We start from the raw sequence: 18,697 nt of genomic DNA on the forward strand, positions 1-18,697 counted from the left end.
AAAAGTGGTAGTAATATGTTCTTTTTATCGTGACCAGAAATGCGAAACTTCATGAGGAAATTCCTCATTTTCGTAGAGATTGAAACAATTTCCACTGGTTTTCAGCGAGTTCATCGTGAATGTACCAAGTTTGGTCATACTTAAAGTAACGTGGATATAATTCAATTCTCTGCTCTGTATCATTCACCAAAAAATGAAGTTCGTATTGTTTTGAGCCCAGATTTTTTGGTACAGCATTTAGTGGATCTGCATTTTTTAGCAATCGGACGGATTGATGGGCAATTCCTTGCTCGATCGTCGTTTGGGTAACATCCAACTCTGAGTCTTGGACGTTCTTTTCGCCATTTGCTGTGATGCGAATCCGTGTAGATTTAAATAACTGGTCGATTCTGTCTTCCTTACGATTGCTTGGCGGCATCCATTCCGTTAAGCGCGAAAAGAGGCTACCCTCTACTTGAAAGAAAAACGTTTCTCTCCCAAAGGGAACCGCTATCAGCGTCGGCGTCAAAATGGCCACTTCCACCGGTTTGTCAGCAGAATTTATTCTCATCCGATAGTTTGGGTAGAGTGGATACTGCTTGCTGCGACTGTCCACCTCTGGGACTGCCGATCCCATTACTTTCCTGATGTATTCTGCTTCTGCTTCGTTCAACACGCGCGCCTGACCAAGGTCCTCTGCCGCTAAACGCACGCTCTGAATTTTTTGTGAGAGCACTCCTCTGCCAGTTAACTTGTTTACCCACTGATAAAAATAGCTGGCACCCGCTCCACGATACGTGTGTCCTCCAATCTCACTTGCCGACTCCCCCACTGTCACCACGAGTGGAGCCTGCTGAGTTCGGTAGAGGACAAGCGTAAAACGTACATCTTCTTGCTTTAAAGGCTCGGATGATATTTGTAAATCTTGTCCCTGTCCGGACAGTTCTTGCAAAAACAAGCGCAAGTCCAGTAATACTTCCTGTCCATCTGTTGACATCACCGTTACTTTTTCAACCGCACCAAGCTCTGTCTCGATATGATCTTTCATGTCATCAGAAACCTTGCCTGGCTGTGCACAGCCAGTGACGAACAAGCTACTCACCATCATAACCAGTAGACACGTACGTAAAGACGATATCACGCAGTAACCCTCCTCGTGTATTCCTGTAAGATAACGCTACAGAAGTCCCAATCGACGGCTGATCTCACTGCCAAGCTTTCGTTTCACGTAAATTTCACCAATTTGGTGCGGATCTTTCACGACAACGGAGCGATTGTTCGTACGGATCACCACATACTTTTCATTATTTTTATCCAAACCACAAATCAAATCAGATGAGGCTTCTACAAAGATAGCTACCACCGTTTTGCCATCTATTTTTTTCAACGAAATTTTGGGGAATGGGGTCACAAACGGTGACGTCTTATCTTGGATGTATTGTGTAATGGCAAGAATGTATTTGTCCGGGTCTCCATACTGCTCGATCTCATGATCAATCCCGCACACTGTCCCCTCATCTGTAATCCCTAAAAATAAATTCCCGTTATTTGAATTCGCAAACGCCACAATAGACTTAATAATTCCCGTCTTCGAATAAAGAAAGTCGCGTTTGAATTCAATCATGTCGTTCTCACCAAGTTTTGTTGCTGTTACGGGATCATCGATTCGGCCTAAATAGCGAAAGCGACTGATGGCTCCTAAGCGATAGACGTATTCTTCAAACATATCAGCAGGCAGAGAAAGGTCTTCTATGCTTGCATCTGTGTTTTGCCACAATTTATATGTTTGTGGAGCAAAGCACATGTCAAACAATACATTTCCACCGAGCGAGCGTATGTTCATACCGATGGAAGCAGGCATGATCTTCCCCGGCTGATATGGAGCATCTGTTTCCACTTCCAATACTCCTGAATGAATTAAATAATCGAAATAATGACGCGGTAATTGTGCATGATGCTTTAATAACTGACGTTCTGGCTTGGGTCGTCTGATTTCTTGATAAAAATCAAAACGCACAGATTGTTCTTCCAGTTGGCTTACCATCGCAATCAATGAACAAATATGGCGCATGTTTCCCCTCGTTTTATGTTAGAGTAGGTGTCATTGTTTGGTCATATTTTAACGCAACCTTTTAAGAATTGACTAGTTTTTTCGTTATTTTTCTGATTGATAGTGATGTAAAATTGTTTGCAATTTAAACGAAAGTCCCATTTCTCCGCTAATTTTTAGCTTACCCGTTACAAAAGCAACGGTGGGATTCAAGCGTCCCTCTACGAGCTTAATAAAATCTTTGTCAGACAACTCCAGCTTGCAGCCTGCTTCCCTTGTCACACCCAGCTTGTAGTCCGCTTGATTATCGGCAAAAACAACCTCGTAGGTACCCACCTCTTCTCCACTTAGGACAAAATGGTACACCGCATGTAATCCAGCGATCCCTTGTGGCTGGGCGTTTATTCTATCCGATAAATCCTGAAGAGTTTTTTGTACTTGCATGCTCACTTCTCCTTGCATTCTATGTAGTAGCCCCCCATTAGGTAAAAAAAGAAAGCCGGGTGTTTACCGGCTTACTTCACACGTACAGCTGTGCCTGTGGCAATAACCATCATCATACCTTCTCGCAATGTTTCGAAGTCGAGATCAACCCCAATCACTGCGTTTGCACCTAATGCCCGTGCTTTTTCTTTCATTTCACGCAAGGCCAGTTCACGACCTTCTGAGAGCTTGCTCTCATATGAGCCACTTCTGCCTCCGATGATGTCAGTAATCCCTGCGAGAAAGTCACGGACTACGTTTGCACCCATGATTACCTCTCCACTGACGATATCCAAATACTGCTCCACTTCTTTTCCTTGGATCATGCTGGTAGTAGTTACAATCATGTCATTGCCTCCTCATATCGATCTATTCACAATATGTATTACGTACCATAAAATAATCGGTTGCAAAGAATGATCTTAGCCTGTCCAAAAGTGTATGCGCATTGCTGGCAAACTATGCTTTTCCTATCCCACCGTGGGAGTAAGTGATTTGGATAATTTGGCAGCTGAGGAGCCTAAACTTGCTTCAGCGATTAATTCCCGCCACGATCTGGCGAAGAAGTCTGGTGTTTGGTACCCGTTCACATGACCAACAGCTGCAGATACGAAGATATCCAGAACGTTTGTTGGACGTTTAATGAGCGTAATGTATTCCTGAATCTGTTCATCGGAAATCGTAGAGATCAAAACAAACTCGTCCCCTGCATAACGACATAAGTAATCCCCCTGTTCTTCCGCCAAAGAAGAGAGGACCGAAGAATAGGTGCGGATGACATCATCTCCAAATGGATGACCATGCAGCTTATTAATTCGGCCAAAGTCGTTCAAATCGATGAAAAGCAAATGGAAAGGTTTTCGCTCCTTTAAAAAATTTTCCCCAATAAACTGGATGTATGGAGCGCGATACAAACCCGATAATGGGTCTCGATATTCTGCTATTTTCATCTCTACGATTTCTTTTGTGATGAATCCGATCAGTTGATCCTCGTGTTTGACCAAAGCAAGTCCATTTTGTTCTTGATGAAGCGCGTGATAGGCCTCCCAAACATTGTGATTGGCTGACAGATAGAACGGCTGACTACTCATGGCATCGGCAACGATTCGGTTTGGATGAGCTGACAAAACATCTCTCGTCGTAACCATTCCCAGTACCTCTCCGTGATCCATGACAACTAACGAATCAACTTGAGATTCGTTCATTCGCTCCGCCGCATAAGAGACACTTTTGTCAGAGGTGATGGTACAAATCGTCGTCGTCATGATGTCGGAGATGTTCATAAGAGATCCACCTCTCGTTGAACAGACAATGCTATTTTCAACTCAGATCGTAGAACCATAGAGTCGCTAATCATACGCTCTGCCTCTTCCAGAATGATTTTCATCAACAATTTTTCATCAATCATTTGCAAAAGGGTATTTCTTAACAAAACCGCCTCAATCTTTGGATGATTCATTTTCAGTAAAGTAAACTGCTCTGGTGAAAGGGCATCCGCCATTCTCCTTGCTGCCTCAGGACCAATTGGTGCTTTCCGTCCGATGATCAACAGATCTTGCATCGGAGGGACTTCAAACTCGGATATTTTTAAGGAAAGCGTTGCCTTCCGCGAATATACGTTGTTATCACTAGCCATAAAAATTCCTCCAATTCTGCATTGCCCTCTTATTCGTCCGGCAAACTGCCTGGTTTACCAAACAAGTATCCCTGGCCGATTGCAACGCCCAATAAAGAAGCACAAGCAAAATCCTCTTCTTCTTCAACTCCTTCGAGAATGAGTTGAGGTGCATCTTTGCAAAAATCGACAAATAATTTTACAGTCTTTTGCTTTTCTAATGAACTCGAGAGCTCTTGCGAAAAAAAGCGATCAATCTTGATGTAATCGGGCGAGATATCTTCAATTTTACTGAATATGTTTGCGCCATCTCCGACATCATCCAACGCAATTAGGAATCCCAACTTTTTCAATTCAGCTATGCGTCGTGTAAAAATGGGTTCGCTCCAGCATTCTCCTTCCATAATCGATTCGTTGATCTCCAAAACGATTTGGGTTAAAAAGGGATGGAAGGAACGAGCGATCGTTTGAATGAAGCCAGGAAATGTGTCTTCTATTATGGTAGAAGGAAAAATATTCACAAATAAAAGCTCGTTTTTGTGTTCAATCGACGAATGAAAAAAAGTCAAGAGCGCATAATGCAGGGAATGAGCGTCGAGTTCTGGCAGCATTTTGTTTTCCTTCGCCAAAGAAAACAATGCCTCTGGATGGATCCCCGCTTTACTGCGAAGTAATACTTCATACCCTATCCTACTTTTCTCAGGAAGCTGACATATGGGCTGAAATGCGTGGTAGTACTCTTTTTTCTTAAATAATTCTGCAATGCTCTCCATCAATTTTCCTTTCCCTTTCCTAGCAAGTATGAACACAAAGAAAAAGCTTCTTCCATGCGCGAGATATTCTGCGCCATGGAAGTGCTGGGAAATGTACCTACATGCACGAGCAAAAGAAATTCTACTCTCTCTGGATAATTCCGGTCATAACAACAACTAGGTAATAAAGATTACAAATTACAACAGACACTTCGACAATATATGTCTTTGTCCCTACATATTCGCCAGCATCTTGCATATTCCTTTCCAGATCATACTAATTGTTTCAAATTAATTAGGAACATTGTACGTATAATAACTATTTTCTATCGTTATATTTTCGCAAAATGATAGATGTATCAAGTAATTCCACAACTTGTAAACGCACTGAATCACATGAAATAAATGAAAATAAATTTTTTACTGCTTGTTTCGTCGTTACCAGCTATCAAGCTTTTTTCATACGGTATGGAAAATGGGTATCGACTTCATCCAAAAGGAGGAAGCCAGTGGTCAAGACCTCAACGTATACACTACAAGTGCAGGAGGGCCACTTGTTCACGATTACGCTAGTGGCAAATCCCTCAACCGGCTACCAGTGGGACTTGTCTAATCCAGTGGATGCTCGCTTTTTATCGTTGCATGCGAATCATTTTGTTCCTCCACCATCGCCAGCTCGTATTGGGCAAGAGGGGCATCAGGTGATGTCCTTTCAGGCTTTGCGGCGAGGAATGACGTCGATTTCTTTGAAGTATTGTCGGCCTTGGGATAGTGGGGATTGTGGGGAATTTGTGTTTTATGTTGTTACGGTTGTATAGGGTTATGTTTAAAAAATACTTACTGTTACTTACTTGGTAGTGAAGTCGTTAGTCTGTATGTGCTGTGTTCATTTACAGGCGCATGCAGACTAAACGATTTTCCTCGCCAATTTAACTATTTGACATTTGGACAAGCGTTGACAACTATGCAGACGTAACCATGCAGTAAAGCAAACTGTGCATCGAAGCAACATTAGTTGAGGAGTCGCGGACACAGAAGGAGCATGATCAGCATACTGATTCAATCTGCGCATATTGATAATCATCCAGAAGGATATGGTATAATTTGGATGAGGTGAATAATATGGGATTTATTGCTTTATCTGCATTGTACCTTAATCCTATTCTGGCTATTTTGTTCTTTGTTAACTTTACATTTATTATGAAGAAAATTGTCAACAACAAGGATTATAGGCGACATGCGGTTTTTGGATCATTATTGATCGTATGGATCTTTTTTTCTTATGGATTGCTCATTATGGCAAGATAGTTGATTCACTGTTGAAATGGCTCTACCATGATGGAGAATTTGATGTCTGTTCATTTTGCTTCTGAGAGGGTGATCTCCTTCAATTTATGGACCCAGATTCAGATAGAGGCGCAAACAAAGTATCCCTCCAAGAGGTACAAGGAACCTTTATTCGTTTTGGGGCTTGCGACGATCATGGCAAACCACTTGTTAGAAAGCCTACATACGATGACGAAAAAGATAAAAAGTGAATGCCACTTACTTGAGACTAAATGTGTTGATTCGAGTAATAACTACTGCCCTACTCTGTTTTCTTAACCAAAATGTTGAGGATTTCTACTTTCCACAAAATTGGATACTTGGGGTTGAGAGTATTGTTCAAACGCTATACAAATAAATACGCTCGATGGATTCGGATTCTGGCGTCTGTTATTACTATAGTTGGTTTTATCGTCGGGTTATATATTTGGGTCGACGATCTTAATGATAATTTTCTTCATTTTCTAACCAGTGTGTTTTATTCCATCATTCCTTCTATATTCTTGCTTGGATTTGCTGAAGTAATTGAAATCTTGTACCGTATTCATTTGCGATTAGAATTTACTGCTGAGGATAAGACTTTGTTTGATGAAACTAGTGAGTCTGAATGAGGTTAAAATTTACATGTATACGCCTAATATTAATGAAAATGATGGTTTCTTCCTCAAGGCATCTATGTTCTTTCTTTTCACCATAGCAAGGAGGGTAAAGTCCATTTCTTTGATGTATTAGCACTGAGACGTCAAAATTTAACGGTTTTTTTATATATTAAGGACTCTTAAAATAGTAGCCCTCGATCCAATGCTCTGTAGCGAATTGCTTCCGCTACATGTGCAGCATCAACACGAGAAGCCCCATCTAAATCTGCAATCGTTCTCGCCACTTTCACAATCCTATCGTAGGCTCTTGCACTCAAACCTAATGTCTCGAAGGCAAGCTGTAACATCTCTTGTCCTTCCTTATCCAGCTGTGCGAATTGGCGCAGCTCTTCTCCATTCATCACACTGTTAAAAGGACATCCTGGACGATAGTGGTATCTTTCGCATTGGACAGCTCTCGCTTGTTCTACTCGACGTTGAATGTCTTTTGAGGACTCCTCTGCTTTTCTGTTGTGAAGAAGTTGAACGGGTACTCTCGGCACCTCGATGTGCAGATCGATGCGATCTAGCAAGGGACCTGAGAGCTTTGAGCGGTATTTGTAGATTTGCTGGGGAGAGCACGAGCATGTTTGCTTCTCTCGAGTACCGAAGAATCCACAAGGGCAAGGTTGAAGATAACACCCTTGGAATATCATTAAAAAAAGAAACACCCTTCTCCCCTTTTATGGACATGAAAGATGATAGTCCTGGTGGCCGTCTTAGAGCAGCACGTACTGCAAAACAGATGTACTTGGTCGATCTTGCCGCTGCCACAGGATTGTGTACAAGAACAATTGGACTAGCAGAAGCAAATAAATTGAAAGTTTCTCCTCCTAGCCTAAGACGACTTTCCAAAGTGCTTGGTGTCTCAGTTTCTTTTCTCGGTTGTTTTGAGATACTGCCTGAATCAACTTTAGGGGAACGCATAATAAAAGCACGTTTATTTCATGGGTATACAAAGAGGGAATTCGCTAAGCTTTTAGAGGTACATGAACGTACACTGTTCGATTGGGAACATGATCGCAAGATTCCACCCGATAATTACTTAAATAAAATCGCTCCTATTTTAGATCTATTAATGAAGGAATAAAAAACCAAAGAGCCCTTCTCTTATCCGAAGGGCTCTTTTGTTTGATGAAAGAAAGCAGCTCGCTACCCTTTTTATGACAGGGTGAGGTTCTCAAATGATATCATTACCGACGACTTTACTTAACATATCTCGAAGGGTCTAAAGAAAATACCCATAAAAATTTTGGAGAAACATATTTTTACTACCTGATAGATTAAAAATATTTCAATTGATGATGTTAAAAGAATTTATTATTTTATCCGTTGTTGAGGAATATTTGTCAAGCTCTCCATCTAAGCAGGTAAATCCTAGTACATACCCCATATTGCCTTTAAATACAACAGTCATTTGATGCGATAAATCTACATTATCTCGCTTTTCTCTTAAAAGGATCTGAAGAGCTGGAAGCTCATTTATTGTTATGTTGGAAGTATTAAGAACCTCAATACCAGGTGTCTGCTTCTTAATAGTCTCAATCATTCCATCTTTATAGTTTTCCATAGGAGATATAGCTTCCTCTGGCAATGCAAACGCCTTTACAGTTATATTCTCTGTATAAACGTCTTGTTCACTCTCCTTTGGCGAATTAAACAGAACATTTACATTTTTTTGCGTTGTATCAACAGTCCAGTCTTTTGGATATGAAATAGTGAATTTATTAATTTTATCTTCGTATTTCATGAATTCAGTCGTCTCATCTAGTTTGTTAGTTTGGGAACAGCCTGACATCAAAGTCACCACAAAAATGATTTGTATTAAGATTCTCAGATGACGTGGTACTCTCATATTATTCCTCCAGTTAGTCATATCTTGGTCTAAAACTTTTTTCAAATCGAAGGTGCAATGTTGTTATTCATTTTATCTTATAGTACCACCTTGGGTTCTATATGCGTTAGCTCGTTCACGAGCTGCGTCTTGAGCCTTTTTGTCCTTGTTTTTTTCTGCCTCTCTATAATTATTTTTTTCTTTTAGTATTTTATCATTCAATTCTTTAATGCGATCTATAGTTGTCTCTCTACTTAACATACCACCTTTTTCTCGTGCATCTTTGGCCACTGTTTTTGCTCTGTTCACTCCAGCCGTGTCACCTTTACGATTAGCGGCTTCCCAATCTACTTTTGCTTTTAGTATGCGCTCATTTTGAAACGCCACATTATTCATATATTTATCAATTGCTTGTTTTTCTTTATATGAAAAGTCATTGTACGTTTTTTTATTACCCTGATTTATATACTCATTAATTTTTTTACCCGACTCTTTAACTCGGCCTTTCTCTTTCTCAACATACTCGGCTAATCCTGGTGATACCCCAATCTTTGAATCTGCAAGCGAAATTACATAACCTGTAGTTAATCCAGCCATTATTGCCGTAGTTTTATCTTTCTGTGGTGTTAGTTGCATATAAGCTGGTGTTACTGCAATTGCATTCACCAATGCCGATGAACCTAGTTCAGATATTATAGCTCCTGTAGCAGCCTCTGTAATAGATTGCGAAATTGATTTATTACTCTCAAACTTGGTATCACCTTTAGAGAGATTAGCTGCGGCATCGTAATAAACATCGGCAGTTGATACCCCTAGTCCAATAATTTTCGATATTGGTCCTGGAAGGGACGAATTACCTAATAAGGCTTGTCCACCAGTTTCAACTGAGGTAGTTACCACTGTTCCAGCTGTAGCGCTAATTGCAGCTTCACTGCCTGCCTCCCCCCACGTCTTTCCAGTTTTAGGTGGAATCGGTGGGCCATGCATTACTCCTGTGTTATTCGATGTTTTGGTACTACTAGTCTTCGGTGGAATCGGTGGGCCATGCATTACTCCTGTGTTATTTGATGTTTTGGTACTACTAGTCTTCGGTGGAATTGGTGGACCATGCATTGCTCCCGTGTTATTTGATGTTTTGGTACTACTAGTCTTCGGAGGAATCGGTGGGCCATGCATTACTCCTGTGTTATTTGATGCTAGAGCTTGTTTAGGCACCGCATCTGCTAAATTTCTTGCGGCTTGACTAATGTCAACTTTATCTACACTAGCTTTTTGTACGGATGTCTTCGATGCGTTGGTATTACTTTGTTGGGTACTACTAGCAGTTTTGGATACTTTTTTTGCTGCTGCTGCAGCTTTGACCTCTAAAGCTTCGCGACGTGCTAATCTTGCATCTCTTCTGTCTTCATTACGTTCGCTACGAGATAATCCCATAAATACTCCTCCAAATACTTACAATTTAGCTTCAATATATTACTATCAATCTTATATCTTGATAAAGTTTAATGTTTCGACATTATTTCACTTAATTCGACAAAACGTTTTCGATTCTAATGGATTTCATATGATAAATACTCACCTGCATCATTCGACAAAACATTTCTAACGAAGCTATAATTTACGAAAACTCTGTGACAAATAAAGTATGTGAGCAATCATTTGAAGTGATGGAATATTGTAAATAAAGCACGAAAAATAACCCGCTCGGATTTATCTCTTGGCGGGTTGTTTGCTACTTTAATCAATTGGTACATACTATGCACGCCCGTTCGCTCGTTGCTTGGCGTTGTATAGATAATTGTTAAGGCGAACTTGGCATTCAGCTTTTAAATGCGACACGTTATAGAGGCATTCTTCTTGTCGGCCACGGACAGTCACAACTACAGAGTATAGAAAACCATCAGTTGTCCTTTGGATATGAATTTTCCCACCCATCCTCCCAAACTGGCTCCGATATTCGTGGTGTTTTCGCTCAGCCCACATCGATACGGTATCGAGCATGGGGCGGTATGACATTTTGAGCTGATCCTGATTAAGGCTTTCTGCATCCAGAGCTAGCGCCTTAAAAAGCATGCCGTATAGGATCGTTTCGTGTAGTATCTCTCGCCATTGGTCAGGTTGTATCATTGTCGCTACACCCGCTCTACCTGCAGTAATTTCTCGATTGGTACCCACCAGATCCCATCGACCCGAACAAGCTTGATTTTGTTCTCAATTTGGTCGATATCCTTGACTACTCCCCATTCTCTACGGATACAGTTCTCGTGCCAACTGACGTTGACCGCATAGTCTTTGCGTACGGAATCGTAAATGATGAAATACAATTCAGCCATCAAATCTGCATCAATCGGTAGCAACGGAGCCACCACATGCTCATAGTGATGTTCATACAATAAGGTCATTTGCAGTTTCCTCCACCAATCCAGCCTCGACCAGATCCCGAAGTATGTCAGGAGCGCATCTAGGACTCACTCCTGTGTGGATTTTGCTTATAGCTTTGAGATGCTTGGGGGTTAAAACCGGAACAGCTTGGTATTGACCTTCAACCACGATTTTGAGTGTCTCCACGTTAATCACCCTTTTGCGAACATTTGTTCTTATTCTATGCTGGATAATAAAAAAAGAAAAGCCCCACTTTTTAGTGGAGCAATAGCTCAATAGCTGTTTCAATTTATCTACCGTTGGAATGTCCGCCGCCACTCGATGTTCTCTTCACGCGCCAACGCTTCAAGCACCGTCATCACGTCTTCATGGCTTCGTCCGGTCTTTACGCATATCACATCAATGCTCGGAGGATTCGGTTTCATAGCTGAGTAGTTTCCGATCACCCGTAGGACCTATCGTTCGATATCAGACAACACACCTATCCCCCAAAAACAAGAATATGCGGAACATGGAACAACCAAAACATTTCTCAATAAAATGGGCAGCATGAGGTTTTTATTAATCATCTGTAAACTTTACAAGCATTTCACAATCTTTTGTTAAATATTACTAATATATTCTATATTATGTATTTTTTGTTTTGTGTTTTCCTTTTCCCTCCGTTATAGTAGCGATTAGTATATGGGCCTATGTACTTACTCTTATTATATTTTTGGAGGGTTTTATGAATTTAATTACTAAGTTTCTAACTTTTGTTTTTGCTTTTGCCCTACTCCTTACTGGACAGAATCTTGCTTTTGCTGAAGATCAATATTCTGATGATTTAGTTCCGAAATTAACTAGTAATACATCTGCCCCTCCTATTGTTATTGAAGAAGACAATTACTTTGCTCCATACGCTGGCTGGAAAGTATTTGACGATAATACTGATTCTTTTGCAAGTTGGTACACTTATCTACTACCATCAGATGCGGAAGGTCATTTTGTTATTGTTGATTTCGGAGCTGGTAATACTAAAAAAGTGCAAAAAATCAATATTAAAGGGTATCACATCTCATCCTCAAGTAAAGGTAGCTCAGTAAAAGATTGGAAATTTTATGGTTCCAATGATAAAACTACATGGACATTACTTTCCAATGATACTTACCCAAACGTAGTGACAACACAATCCTATGAGTTCAATAATGATACTTCGTATAGATATTACAGACTTAATATCTTAAACAGCTATTTTGATCCAACTGGGAAAACAATTGGTCTGAATGAACTAGAATTGTTTGAAAAATCTTCTACTACTCCCATTGATGAACCTGTCCTATCAGGAACAGCAGGCAACGCTAAGAACACTCTATCTTGGGACGCTGTAACTGGAGCAACAGGCTACATCTTGAAGCGCTCAACAACACCTGGTGGCCCGTACACTACAATCGCATCTAATGTCACAGGCACTACCTACACCGACACTGATGTTACAAACGGAACTACCTACTACTATGTAGTGACAGCGATTAATGATGATGGGGAAAGTGGAAATTCAAATGAAGTGGCTCTTACACCAACAGATACGACCACACCAACCGGCAACCGTGCATTGTTAGTCATCTCTTTAACAGACGGTAGCACTCGGGAATATGACCTATCCATCAACATCGTGAACGATTTCGTGAGCTGGTATGAAGGCAAGCAAAGTGAAGCTTTTGTATTCACCAAGGAATACAACATCGGGCCGTTTACCAGCCGTCAGGAGTATATTTCTCAGAAACACATTCTGTCCTTTGAAGTGAAACAATATAGTAAATAAAAGTAGCCCTCCCCGGATTGTGAATTCCGAAGGAGGGCTTAGTCATTATTTCGGGATGCCTACAGCATCACGTAAAGCGTTCGCGGCGTAGTGAGCTGCTTCCCTCACTCCTGGATCGTTGTCGCTGGCCATCCAGACCGAGCCGAGAATCGCGATTACTTCCTCTGCCGATTCTGTGTCAAACTTGTTCACAGTTTTTTCCACAGCGGGTAGCTTAGTATTCCACCAACCCTCTCCGCCGAGAGCATCATTGTAGTCTACTGTGTGCCCCGCAAGCTCCTGTCCATTTTGGTACTGATAGATGTTAGCCGCTTTAGAGAGCTTTCCCCTACTCCAAGCGTATGTCTGCCAGAAATGTTTGCAGGCTCCTCGCTTCGCCATTTCTTCAACAACTGCATAAGAGCCATACACACCCACCGAATAACCCGGGAGTTCCTTGGCGGCTGCTCTTAGATACGCTTCCATCGCTGCGTAATCCTTTGGCTGCGCGTCATAGTCAACTGCAAAGTAAATAGCTGTACCCTCTGGCTGTCTAATAAGCTTGGCTTCCTGGAGAGCTGCTTTGCCGTCCCTTGTACCGTTGGCTGCTCCACCAGCAGCATCGTTATTACCACGTTGGAAGACAGAAACAACTTGCATCCCTGCCGCTGTGATAGCTTCGGCTTCTACCCGCGTCAATCGTTTCCACTCCATGCTGACAGGAACAAGATAGCGGCAGACAAATTTCATGCCCGCCGCCGCCATTGCTCTCGCTTTTTCAGCTGTCAAAGGTACTGCACAATCAATTCCTTTTATCTTCATTTTGCATCTTCCTTTCTCTTATCGAAAGTCTGCTTCCACAACTGATGCCCCAGCGTTGCGATCCCGGCTGCAAGAATGCCCTGAATTGTTGCTTGAACGCTTATGGCTCCCATCACTCCCCAGGCTAGTCCAACGCCACTCACGGTCAGTAACCAGGGAATCAGCCAATCAGCTATTCGCGGCGTTTTCTTTAGCATCACTCCAATGACCAGAAGTGCAATCACAACAACTAGCACGTCCTCCAATAAATATTGATTTGCCAATTCTAGCAGATCCGTTTCTTTCAATTAGTTCATCCCCTTCCACATAAGTGCAATGGCTCCGACGATTACCGCGCCTACCACAGTTCGCCAGAGCCATTTTTGATTATCAGAAACTTCGTTCAGCCGATGGTGCGCGGATTTCCCATATTGCAATGCTTCATTCGCTGTCTCTTTGGCCTCTTCTGCAGTAGCACGGACATCATTCATCGTGTCAATTTTTGTTTCTACCCGAACCATTCGTTCGCGAATATCACTTAATACTCGGCCCATTTCAATATCAGGCATATGCTCCTCGTCCTCCTCACCCCCTTGGGGCAATAAAAATAGCACCCATACGATGAGTGCTTTCGTCTTTTCCATATAAAAAGTTAATTAATAGTTTACTGATTGTTGGAAATCAGCTTACTTGGTGTTGTGGTCTACTAATTTATCATAGCTAATTAGGTACAATTCTTTCCTCCGAAATAGTTGTTCTTATTAAACTTGTTTGCCACCTTCCGCAGCCCCTAAAATCGCATCCCGTTCCTCTCGTGTGAGGATGCCTTTTTGATAGGCCGCTTCTATATCCGAAGCAGGCCGAAGCTTCCGGTCAAAAAGGTATTTCCATATATAGTGATTGAAACTCATGCTTGAGCACCCCCTATTTGAATTTGGGATATGGCAAGGGCCAACTGATCGGTGAGTGCTTGTTGTTCGGCAAGCCTCAATTGTGTATCCGTTAGAGCCAACAATAGTAGTTCTTCCTGTGTAAGAGTTGGCGGCCTGTTGGTTATTTGGTCCAGCTCGGCAATCTCTTCTTGTGTCATGTCAACTTCTACTGTTTCACCAGTAACGCAGTCGAATGTGACCTTTTTCATGCAGACTTCCTCCTACCTAATACCATATAGTACAACTCGCGAATCCGCAGTAAATCCACCACTTGTAGAAAAGGTAATGGACGTGACAGCATCAGTCTTATCGAAGGTACCTCCAGAAAAGGATGAGCTACCGGATACAGCCTTTTGAAGTTTCGAAATCTGAGACACTTGGACACTCTTTGCTATGTTTGTATTTGCGTAATCAAATACGAGTAATTCTTCTATGGAGTAAAACCCCGCATCTGCGTTGGCAGCCGGGATCCTCGCAAAAACAAACGAATTTTGAGCGTTCGACGTGTTATATGCCCAATAATCACGGGATATAACGCCATTAAATCTGATAGTAAAATACGAATCAAGTTCGTTGGCCACACTCCGCGCAACGATATAAGCCTTCAGATGACGGTACGTTTGTGGGATGTTCGCAATAGTCGTTTGACCTGACATTTGGACATCAGCGATTTTTACTATGTCGGCCGATCCTTCTATAAGTGCAATTACCTCAGGCGACAGCTTCTCTTTTGTTACAGAGCCGTCTGGGTGGTCTAATGTATCCGCGAAACGATGTTTGTTCAACCCTGTATTAATGCTATCAAAAGCAGAATCTATCGCATCAAAGCTACTATTAATTTTAGCAGCTCCCGATGACAAGCTATCTGGGAGATTCGGGTCCGTCGATATACGTGCATTTATTACTGACATCTGAATCACCTTCCTTATGAGGTATGCACCATTAGAGCCCGCGACTTCGGCGTCAATGTTGCTACCGTTGTACTTTGTTTAATCCTGATACGTAGCTTTGTAGAAGTAGCTACCGTCCGCTCGAACTTCAATCGGGTAAACTCTTCATCGATTGGTGTTTGTTCGGTTGCTGATCCCATAGTTGCCCACGATTTACCACCATCGATGGAATATTCAACAGATTGTGATGTACCACTTGGTGTGCTCAACTCTACATATACAGTGACTTTCGTAAACGGCGCTGTTGCTGAAATTTCCCGACTCAGATAGATACCATTCTTTTTATACGCCATCGGGATAAGACTCACACTTGACTGAACGACTGGTGACGACCCAGTTGTCTTAAATAGAGCCCGGACATGCACTTTGTTTGTCGGCTGTGTTAACCATGTCACATCCAGATCATCTAATGCATACCAATTTCGCTCATCTATGGAATACTGCCATAACAAAGCAGCATTTCGAGGTATAAGTTGGCTTGCAGAAAGGACAAGTTGAGTGACTTGATTGGCAGAAACAGGATTAAATTGGAGTTTTGCATCATTCGTAAATTTGGCTCCGTAAAGCTTAAACTTCAAGTCGGAGTCCTGGTGTGCTGTCCATGCCGACCCGTTTGAGCTCGAAAACAGGACACCAACGTCGTACGGCTGGCGTGAAACGACTTTCTTAGAAATCAGGTCCTTCTCACTCATTCGGGCTACATACGCTCTATACTGACTTGAAGGAGTTAGAAGTACGATTGCATACTCAGTGTTGGCTTGGATCAGCACGGGTTCCGGGAACTTTACCCTTGTTGCTTTGCTGCCGTCGTTTGAAATATTCACTTGGGACGGGTTGATTGCCACAGAGGATAAGATTGTCATGGACGGATAGCCGTTTACTACTGTACGGAGCTGTACCGTTAAGTCCGCTACCGGGTCTTTTGTTCCGAAGTAAAGCTCAACTGAAGTGACAAACCGTTCTTCCGTGAGCATAAAAGTCTGAGCAAGTGGGTCAGTTAACCTCCATGATGGAATCTGCCAGAACGTCTGCTCCACCACTTGCTTCCGACCAATCGCTGTATAAGACGCTTTCGCTTCATTTTGTTTCGTAGCCATCATTACACCTCATTCCAGAAATAGACCTCGCGGGTTCCTGTGCGGACACCAGCTGGAATTGTAAACTTGCAGGTAAAGCGTCCTTGGGCGTTTGCCTTGATTGTGTTTGGTTGTGTACCTGAAAACGATCCGTTCAAGGGCGTAAGTTCAACGGGCAGTCCGTCAAATGTAGCTTTGATATTATCACTGTTCGGTTCAAAGCCTTCACCTACTACTGTTACCTCCCGTTGCCGTATGAATGGAACTTGTTCATCTAATATGACCTTTGTTTCTGTCCGGGTCGTTCCCGTTGACCTCCAATCCGACCACCATCCCCAAACGGATTGTGTAACTGTAGACGTCTCCACCCAGGTATCATGAGAAGGGGTCAACCGAATTGTGGCCAGATTCCCGAATACTTGGTATGGATTCACGTTCATTGTCTCGGTTGCAAAAGGCTGATCGATCAGCACCTCTTCGGTGTAAGGCAACGTAATCAAACGCTCATGAAACTGAACAGTAGAAGCAGCTTGATTCACTTGCATTTCAATAAAACTATTCTCAACTGGCAATTGCACCGTCTTCTCACGAGGGTTAATCATTGCATTAAAGTCAGGATGGGTAACGTCGGAGCGTTCAAAATTGGTGAAGTTGTCTGTGAAAACACCCTTTTTCACTAGTGACGGATCAGAGTTTTGCGCCTGCCGGTCGAGGTCTGCCACCGCTTGGTTGTACTCTGCTCGTTCCAAACGATCCAGGAGTGAGCGCAGCTCGAGCATCGTCAAACGTTTTGGCTTGCGATTGGTTACGACCACAGCATCACTGTTCGGTGGGAGATACAATTCGCCCAATTCCAATACATCCGGTGGAGATGACGGCGGGTAAGGATTCATGTCCGATTGACCGTGGATGATATGAACTTCACCTTGATAAGTGAGATAGTAGACATCTTTCCGTCCTAGATAAAACTCATAAGTCGTCTGGAAAGTTGAATTCGGCACTGGCCTATCACCACTTAGCCACCTTACTCCGTTGTTCTCCAATATCAGGTCTGTGCCAATTACCATTAGTTTTGTATAGCGATACGTGACTGTATAAGATATCCCCCCTGCAGGTTCTGCACCTGCCAAAGACCAATCTACGGCATCGCCTGAGAGTTGGAAGTCTGTACCTTTGATATAAGTTGTGCCACCAGCCTGAATTGAAACAATATCGACAACAGGCGTCTTTGGTAAAAGGTCTGAGGTTCCTGCCACATTTCCACGGGTAATTGTCTCTGTCTTCTCAACTGTAGCTGTTACTGTCTGTAAAGCTTTTACAGGCTTTGAATTTAGAGGGTAAAAGAATATATTAGACAGATATGTCTTCGTTTCGTTAACTACCACACGACTATCTAATGCCTTGGGTATGGAAATTCGTAAGGGAACTAACTTATCAATTTGGTACCCAAGAACATAGGCTCTGCCGGCGTCGATTACGAGTGTTATGTTTGCAGCATCCCTCGGCTCGATATAACCATCCATGCCTGAGACAAGAAATGAACCATTCGTATCATACGAACGTCTTGCGAGAATGGGCGTGAAACCTTCTAATTCGGGTGGTAGCTTGGATGTAATCAACTCGCCGTTTACCAGCCGATACATATGAGTCGCTTCAGGATCATCAACTACCCATATGGCATTCAAAACTGTTCGCCGAGCGCCAGGCATGCCAAAATTAGAAAACCCAACCGCTGGATCATACAGGGTTGGGTCGTCTTCGTATGTAATTGTTTGTGAATTGACCCGCAACCCAATACTTTCCTCTCCCGTTCCCCTTATCGTCAGTGTTGTTTCTGGTACATCGTGGATGATTCCTCCTAGATATACCCGTGCTGCTGATAGGATGACGATTGTCTTTTCCTTGTTAATCAATAACTGCCCGCCCTCTAAAATGTGTCCTGATCCGAAAATAACGTCCCCTATTTGTTTATCGCGATAGAGAGACATCGCCTGTATTTCGTTTAGCTCAGCAGTTTGAACACGGCGACCGCCGACGAAATCAACAGATTTCCATCTATTCGTAGGATCAAATCGGTTGTATACTTCCCTTCCCAT

Annotated in this window: 23 protein-coding genes and 1 pseudogene; 4 read left to right on the forward strand and 20 right to left on the reverse strand. The window is 42.5% G+C overall.

Annotation, left to right across the window (positions count from 1 at the left end; translation table 11 throughout):
* Positions 1 to 64: 64 nt before the first annotated feature.
* The 7 genes from PMI05_RS07380 to PMI05_RS07410 all read right to left on the reverse strand — a co-directional run bounded on the left by PMI05_RS07380 (position 65) and on the right by PMI05_RS07410 (position 4,900).
* Positions 65 to 1,120, reverse strand: coding sequence for a hypothetical protein (locus PMI05_RS07380; protein WP_007719387.1), 1,056 nt, complete (start codon positions 1,118 to 1,120; stop codon positions 65 to 67).
* Positions 1,121 to 1,156: 36 nt separating this feature from the next.
* A complete protein-coding gene (locus tag PMI05_RS07385; RefSeq protein ID WP_007719390.1) occupies positions 1,157 to 2,050 on the reverse strand; it encodes a helix-turn-helix domain-containing protein in 894 nt (297 codons plus the stop codon).
* Between the two features lie 84 nt (positions 2,051 to 2,134).
* On the reverse strand, positions 2,135 to 2,473 hold the full coding sequence (locus PMI05_RS07390; RefSeq protein WP_007719392.1) for an SCP2 sterol-binding domain-containing protein: 339 nt from the start codon (positions 2,471 to 2,473) through the stop codon (positions 2,135 to 2,137).
* A gap of 71 nt (positions 2,474 to 2,544) precedes the next feature.
* On the reverse strand, positions 2,545 to 2,859 hold the full coding sequence (locus tag PMI05_RS07395; RefSeq protein ID WP_007719395.1) for a YbjQ family protein: 315 nt from the start codon (positions 2,857 to 2,859) through the stop codon (positions 2,545 to 2,547).
* Between the two features lie 123 nt (positions 2,860 to 2,982).
* Positions 2,983 to 3,795 carry a CBS domain-containing protein gene (locus PMI05_RS07400; RefSeq protein ID WP_007719398.1) on the reverse strand — a complete coding sequence of 271 codons (813 nt, stop codon included), beginning with the start codon at positions 3,793 to 3,795 and terminating at the stop codon, positions 2,983 to 2,985.
* Positions 3,792 to 4,148, reverse strand: coding sequence for a hypothetical protein (locus tag PMI05_RS07405; protein WP_007719401.1), 357 nt, complete (start codon positions 4,146 to 4,148; stop codon positions 3,792 to 3,794). Before PMI05_RS07405 ends, PMI05_RS07400 begins: the two co-directional genes overlap by 4 nt.
* Before the next feature lie 29 nt (positions 4,149 to 4,177).
* A complete protein-coding gene (locus PMI05_RS07410; protein ID WP_007719405.1) occupies positions 4,178 to 4,900 on the reverse strand; it encodes an EAL domain-containing protein in 723 nt (240 codons plus the stop codon).
* A gap of 488 nt (positions 4,901 to 5,388) precedes the next feature.
* Between PMI05_RS07410 and PMI05_RS07415 the strand changes: the two genes are divergently transcribed.
* Together PMI05_RS07415 and PMI05_RS31305 are read left to right on the forward strand one after the other, a co-directional pair.
* On the forward strand, positions 5,389 to 5,697 hold the full coding sequence (locus PMI05_RS07415; RefSeq protein ID WP_007719408.1) for a protease inhibitor I42 family protein: 309 nt from the start codon (positions 5,389 to 5,391) through the stop codon (positions 5,695 to 5,697).
* 567 nt (positions 5,698 to 6,264) lie between these two features.
* Positions 6,265 to 6,417 (forward strand): annotated as a pseudogene (locus PMI05_RS31305) (CPCC family cysteine-rich protein); the annotation flags it as partial.
* A gap of 566 nt (positions 6,418 to 6,983) precedes the next feature.
* Here the strand turns inward: PMI05_RS31305 and PMI05_RS29595 are convergent.
* Complete coding sequence (locus tag PMI05_RS29595) at positions 6,984 to 7,499, reverse strand: ATP-binding protein (RefSeq protein ID WP_238543266.1); 516 nt, start codon at positions 7,497 to 7,499, stop codon at positions 6,984 to 6,986.
* Between PMI05_RS29595 and PMI05_RS31310 the strand changes: the two genes are divergently transcribed.
* On the forward strand, positions 7,430 to 7,933 hold the full coding sequence (locus PMI05_RS31310) for a helix-turn-helix transcriptional regulator (protein ID WP_007719425.1): 504 nt from the start codon (positions 7,430 to 7,432) through the stop codon (positions 7,931 to 7,933). The two genes, PMI05_RS29595 and PMI05_RS31310, sit on opposite strands and share 70 nt — an antisense overlap.
* A gap of 204 nt (positions 7,934 to 8,137) precedes the next feature.
* Here PMI05_RS31310 and PMI05_RS07445 read toward each other — a convergent pair whose 3' ends face one another.
* From PMI05_RS07445 to PMI05_RS31615, 4 genes are all read right to left on the reverse strand, one after another.
* Positions 8,138 to 8,698, reverse strand: a complete 561-nt coding sequence (locus PMI05_RS07445) for a PsbP-related protein (RefSeq protein ID WP_007719429.1) — start codon at positions 8,696 to 8,698, stop codon at positions 8,138 to 8,140.
* Positions 8,699 to 8,770: 72 nt separating this feature from the next.
* Positions 8,771 to 10,111 carry a hypothetical protein gene (locus tag PMI05_RS07450; RefSeq protein ID WP_007719432.1) on the reverse strand — a complete coding sequence of 447 codons (1,341 nt, stop codon included), beginning with the start codon at positions 10,109 to 10,111 and terminating at the stop codon, positions 8,771 to 8,773.
* A gap of 698 nt (positions 10,112 to 10,809) precedes the next feature.
* Positions 10,810 to 11,079, reverse strand: coding sequence for a YolD-like family protein (locus PMI05_RS07460; protein ID WP_007719435.1), 270 nt, complete (start codon positions 11,077 to 11,079; stop codon positions 10,810 to 10,812).
* Positions 11,080 to 11,352: 273 nt separating this feature from the next.
* A complete protein-coding gene (locus tag PMI05_RS31615) occupies positions 11,353 to 11,484 on the reverse strand; it encodes a hypothetical protein (RefSeq protein ID WP_255344489.1) in 132 nt (43 codons plus the stop codon).
* 302 nt (positions 11,485 to 11,786) lie between these two features.
* Here PMI05_RS31615 and PMI05_RS29600 point away from each other — a divergent pair, with 302 nt between their 5' ends.
* Positions 11,787 to 12,863: a discoidin domain-containing protein gene (locus PMI05_RS29600; protein WP_007719442.1), complete on the forward strand. Its 1,077-nt coding sequence runs from the start codon at positions 11,787 to 11,789 to the stop codon at positions 12,861 to 12,863.
* A 45-nt stretch (positions 12,864 to 12,908) separates the two neighbouring features.
* On the opposite strand, the gene PMI05_RS07475 is transcribed toward PMI05_RS29600, so the two are convergent.
* The 8 genes from PMI05_RS07475 to PMI05_RS07505 form a co-directional block, all read right to left on the reverse strand.
* Complete coding sequence (locus PMI05_RS07475) at positions 12,909 to 13,664, reverse strand: DUF1906 domain-containing protein (protein WP_007719445.1); 756 nt, start codon at positions 13,662 to 13,664, stop codon at positions 12,909 to 12,911.
* The gene (locus tag PMI05_RS07480) at positions 13,661 to 13,951 is read right to left on the reverse strand and encodes a phage holin family protein (RefSeq protein WP_007719449.1); all 291 of its coding nucleotides are present in this window, start codon (positions 13,949 to 13,951) and stop codon (positions 13,661 to 13,663) included. The genes PMI05_RS07475 and PMI05_RS07480 overlap by 4 nt, the downstream gene beginning before the upstream one ends.
* Entirely contained in the window at positions 13,952 to 14,212 is a 261-nt protein-coding gene (locus tag PMI05_RS07485; RefSeq protein WP_007719452.1) for a hemolysin XhlA family protein, read from the reverse strand.
* A gap of 192 nt (positions 14,213 to 14,404) precedes the next feature.
* Positions 14,405 to 14,554: a hypothetical protein gene (locus PMI05_RS31000; protein WP_007719455.1), complete on the reverse strand. Its 150-nt coding sequence runs from the start codon at positions 14,552 to 14,554 to the stop codon at positions 14,405 to 14,407.
* Entirely contained in the window at positions 14,551 to 14,784 is a 234-nt protein-coding gene (locus tag PMI05_RS07490; RefSeq protein ID WP_007719457.1) for a hypothetical protein, read from the reverse strand. Before PMI05_RS07490 ends, PMI05_RS31000 begins: the two co-directional genes overlap by 4 nt.
* 12 nt (positions 14,785 to 14,796) lie before the next feature.
* A complete protein-coding gene (locus tag PMI05_RS07495; protein ID WP_007719470.1) occupies positions 14,797 to 15,486 on the reverse strand; it encodes a hypothetical protein in 690 nt (229 codons plus the stop codon).
* A gap of 14 nt (positions 15,487 to 15,500) precedes the next feature.
* Complete coding sequence (locus PMI05_RS07500; RefSeq protein WP_007719474.1) at positions 15,501 to 16,622, reverse strand: hypothetical protein; 1,122 nt, start codon at positions 16,620 to 16,622, stop codon at positions 15,501 to 15,503.
* Positions 16,623 to 16,624: 2 nt separating this feature from the next.
* Positions 16,625 to 18,697 (reverse strand): DUF4815 domain-containing protein, encoded by a 2,073-nt coding sequence (locus tag PMI05_RS07505; protein WP_007719478.1) that lies wholly within the window; start codon positions 18,695 to 18,697, stop codon positions 16,625 to 16,627.

Origin of the sequence: Brevibacillus sp. BC25 (genome assembly GCF_000282075.1) — a bacterium.
Lineage (GTDB): Bacteria > Bacillota > Bacilli > Brevibacillales > Brevibacillaceae > Brevibacillus.

Excerpts from the sequence above, each read along its gene's own strand:
- PMI05_RS07500 (WP_007719474.1), bottom strand. The coding sequence starts at position 16,622 with ATGGCTACGAAACAAAATGAAGCGAAAGCGTCTTATACAGCGATTGGT.
- PMI05_RS31000 (WP_007719455.1), bottom strand. The coding sequence starts at position 14,554 with ATGAGTTTCAATCACTATATATGGAAATACCTTTTTGACCGGAAGCTT.
- PMI05_RS29595 (WP_238543266.1), bottom strand. The coding sequence starts at position 7,499 with ATGATATTCCAAGGGTGTTATCTTCAACCTTGCCCTTGTGGATTCTTC.
- PMI05_RS07490 (WP_007719457.1), bottom strand. The coding sequence starts at position 14,784 with ATGAAAAAGGTCACATTCGACTGCGTTACTGGTGAAACAGTAGAAGTT.
- PMI05_RS07400 (WP_007719398.1), bottom strand. The coding sequence starts at position 3,795 with ATGAACATCTCCGACATCATGACGACGACGATTTGTACCATCACCTCT.
- PMI05_RS07395 (WP_007719395.1), bottom strand. The coding sequence starts at position 2,859 with ATGATTGTAACTACTACCAGCATGATCCAAGGAAAAGAAGTGGAGCAG.
- PMI05_RS07445 (WP_007719429.1), bottom strand. The coding sequence starts at position 8,698 with ATGAGAGTACCACGTCATCTGAGAATCTTAATACAAATCATTTTTGTG.
- PMI05_RS07450 (WP_007719432.1), bottom strand. The coding sequence starts at position 10,111 with ATGGGATTATCTCGTAGCGAACGTAATGAAGACAGAAGAGATGCAAGA.
- PMI05_RS07385 (WP_007719390.1), bottom strand. The coding sequence starts at position 2,050 with ATGCGCCATATTTGTTCATTGATTGCGATGGTAAGCCAACTGGAAGAA.
- PMI05_RS07485 (WP_007719452.1), bottom strand. The coding sequence starts at position 14,212 with ATGCCTGATATTGAAATGGGCCGAGTATTAAGTGATATTCGCGAACGA.
- PMI05_RS07390 (WP_007719392.1), bottom strand. The coding sequence starts at position 2,473 with ATGCAAGTACAAAAAACTCTTCAGGATTTATCGGATAGAATAAACGCC.
- PMI05_RS29600 (WP_007719442.1), top strand. The coding sequence starts at position 11,787 with ATGAATTTAATTACTAAGTTTCTAACTTTTGTTTTTGCTTTTGCCCTA.
- PMI05_RS07505 (WP_007719478.1), bottom strand. The coding sequence starts at position 18,697 with ATGGGAAGGGAAGTATACAACCGATTTGATCCTACGAATAGATGGAAA.
- PMI05_RS31310 (WP_007719425.1), top strand. The coding sequence starts at position 7,430 with ATGTTTGCTTCTCTCGAGTACCGAAGAATCCACAAGGGCAAGGTTGAA.
- PMI05_RS07495 (WP_007719470.1), bottom strand. The coding sequence starts at position 15,486 with ATGTCAGTAATAAATGCACGTATATCGACGGACCCGAATCTCCCAGAT.
- PMI05_RS31615 (WP_255344489.1), bottom strand. The coding sequence starts at position 11,484 with ATGAAACCGAATCCTCCGAGCATTGATGTGATATGCGTAAAGACCGGA.
- PMI05_RS07460 (WP_007719435.1), bottom strand. The coding sequence starts at position 11,079 with ATGACCTTATTGTATGAACATCACTATGAGCATGTGGTGGCTCCGTTG.
- PMI05_RS07475 (WP_007719445.1), bottom strand. The coding sequence starts at position 13,664 with ATGAAGATAAAAGGAATTGATTGTGCAGTACCTTTGACAGCTGAAAAA.
- PMI05_RS07405 (WP_007719401.1), bottom strand. The coding sequence starts at position 4,148 with ATGGCTAGTGATAACAACGTATATTCGCGGAAGGCAACGCTTTCCTTA.
- PMI05_RS07410 (WP_007719405.1), bottom strand. The coding sequence starts at position 4,900 with ATGGAGAGCATTGCAGAATTATTTAAGAAAAAAGAGTACTACCACGCA.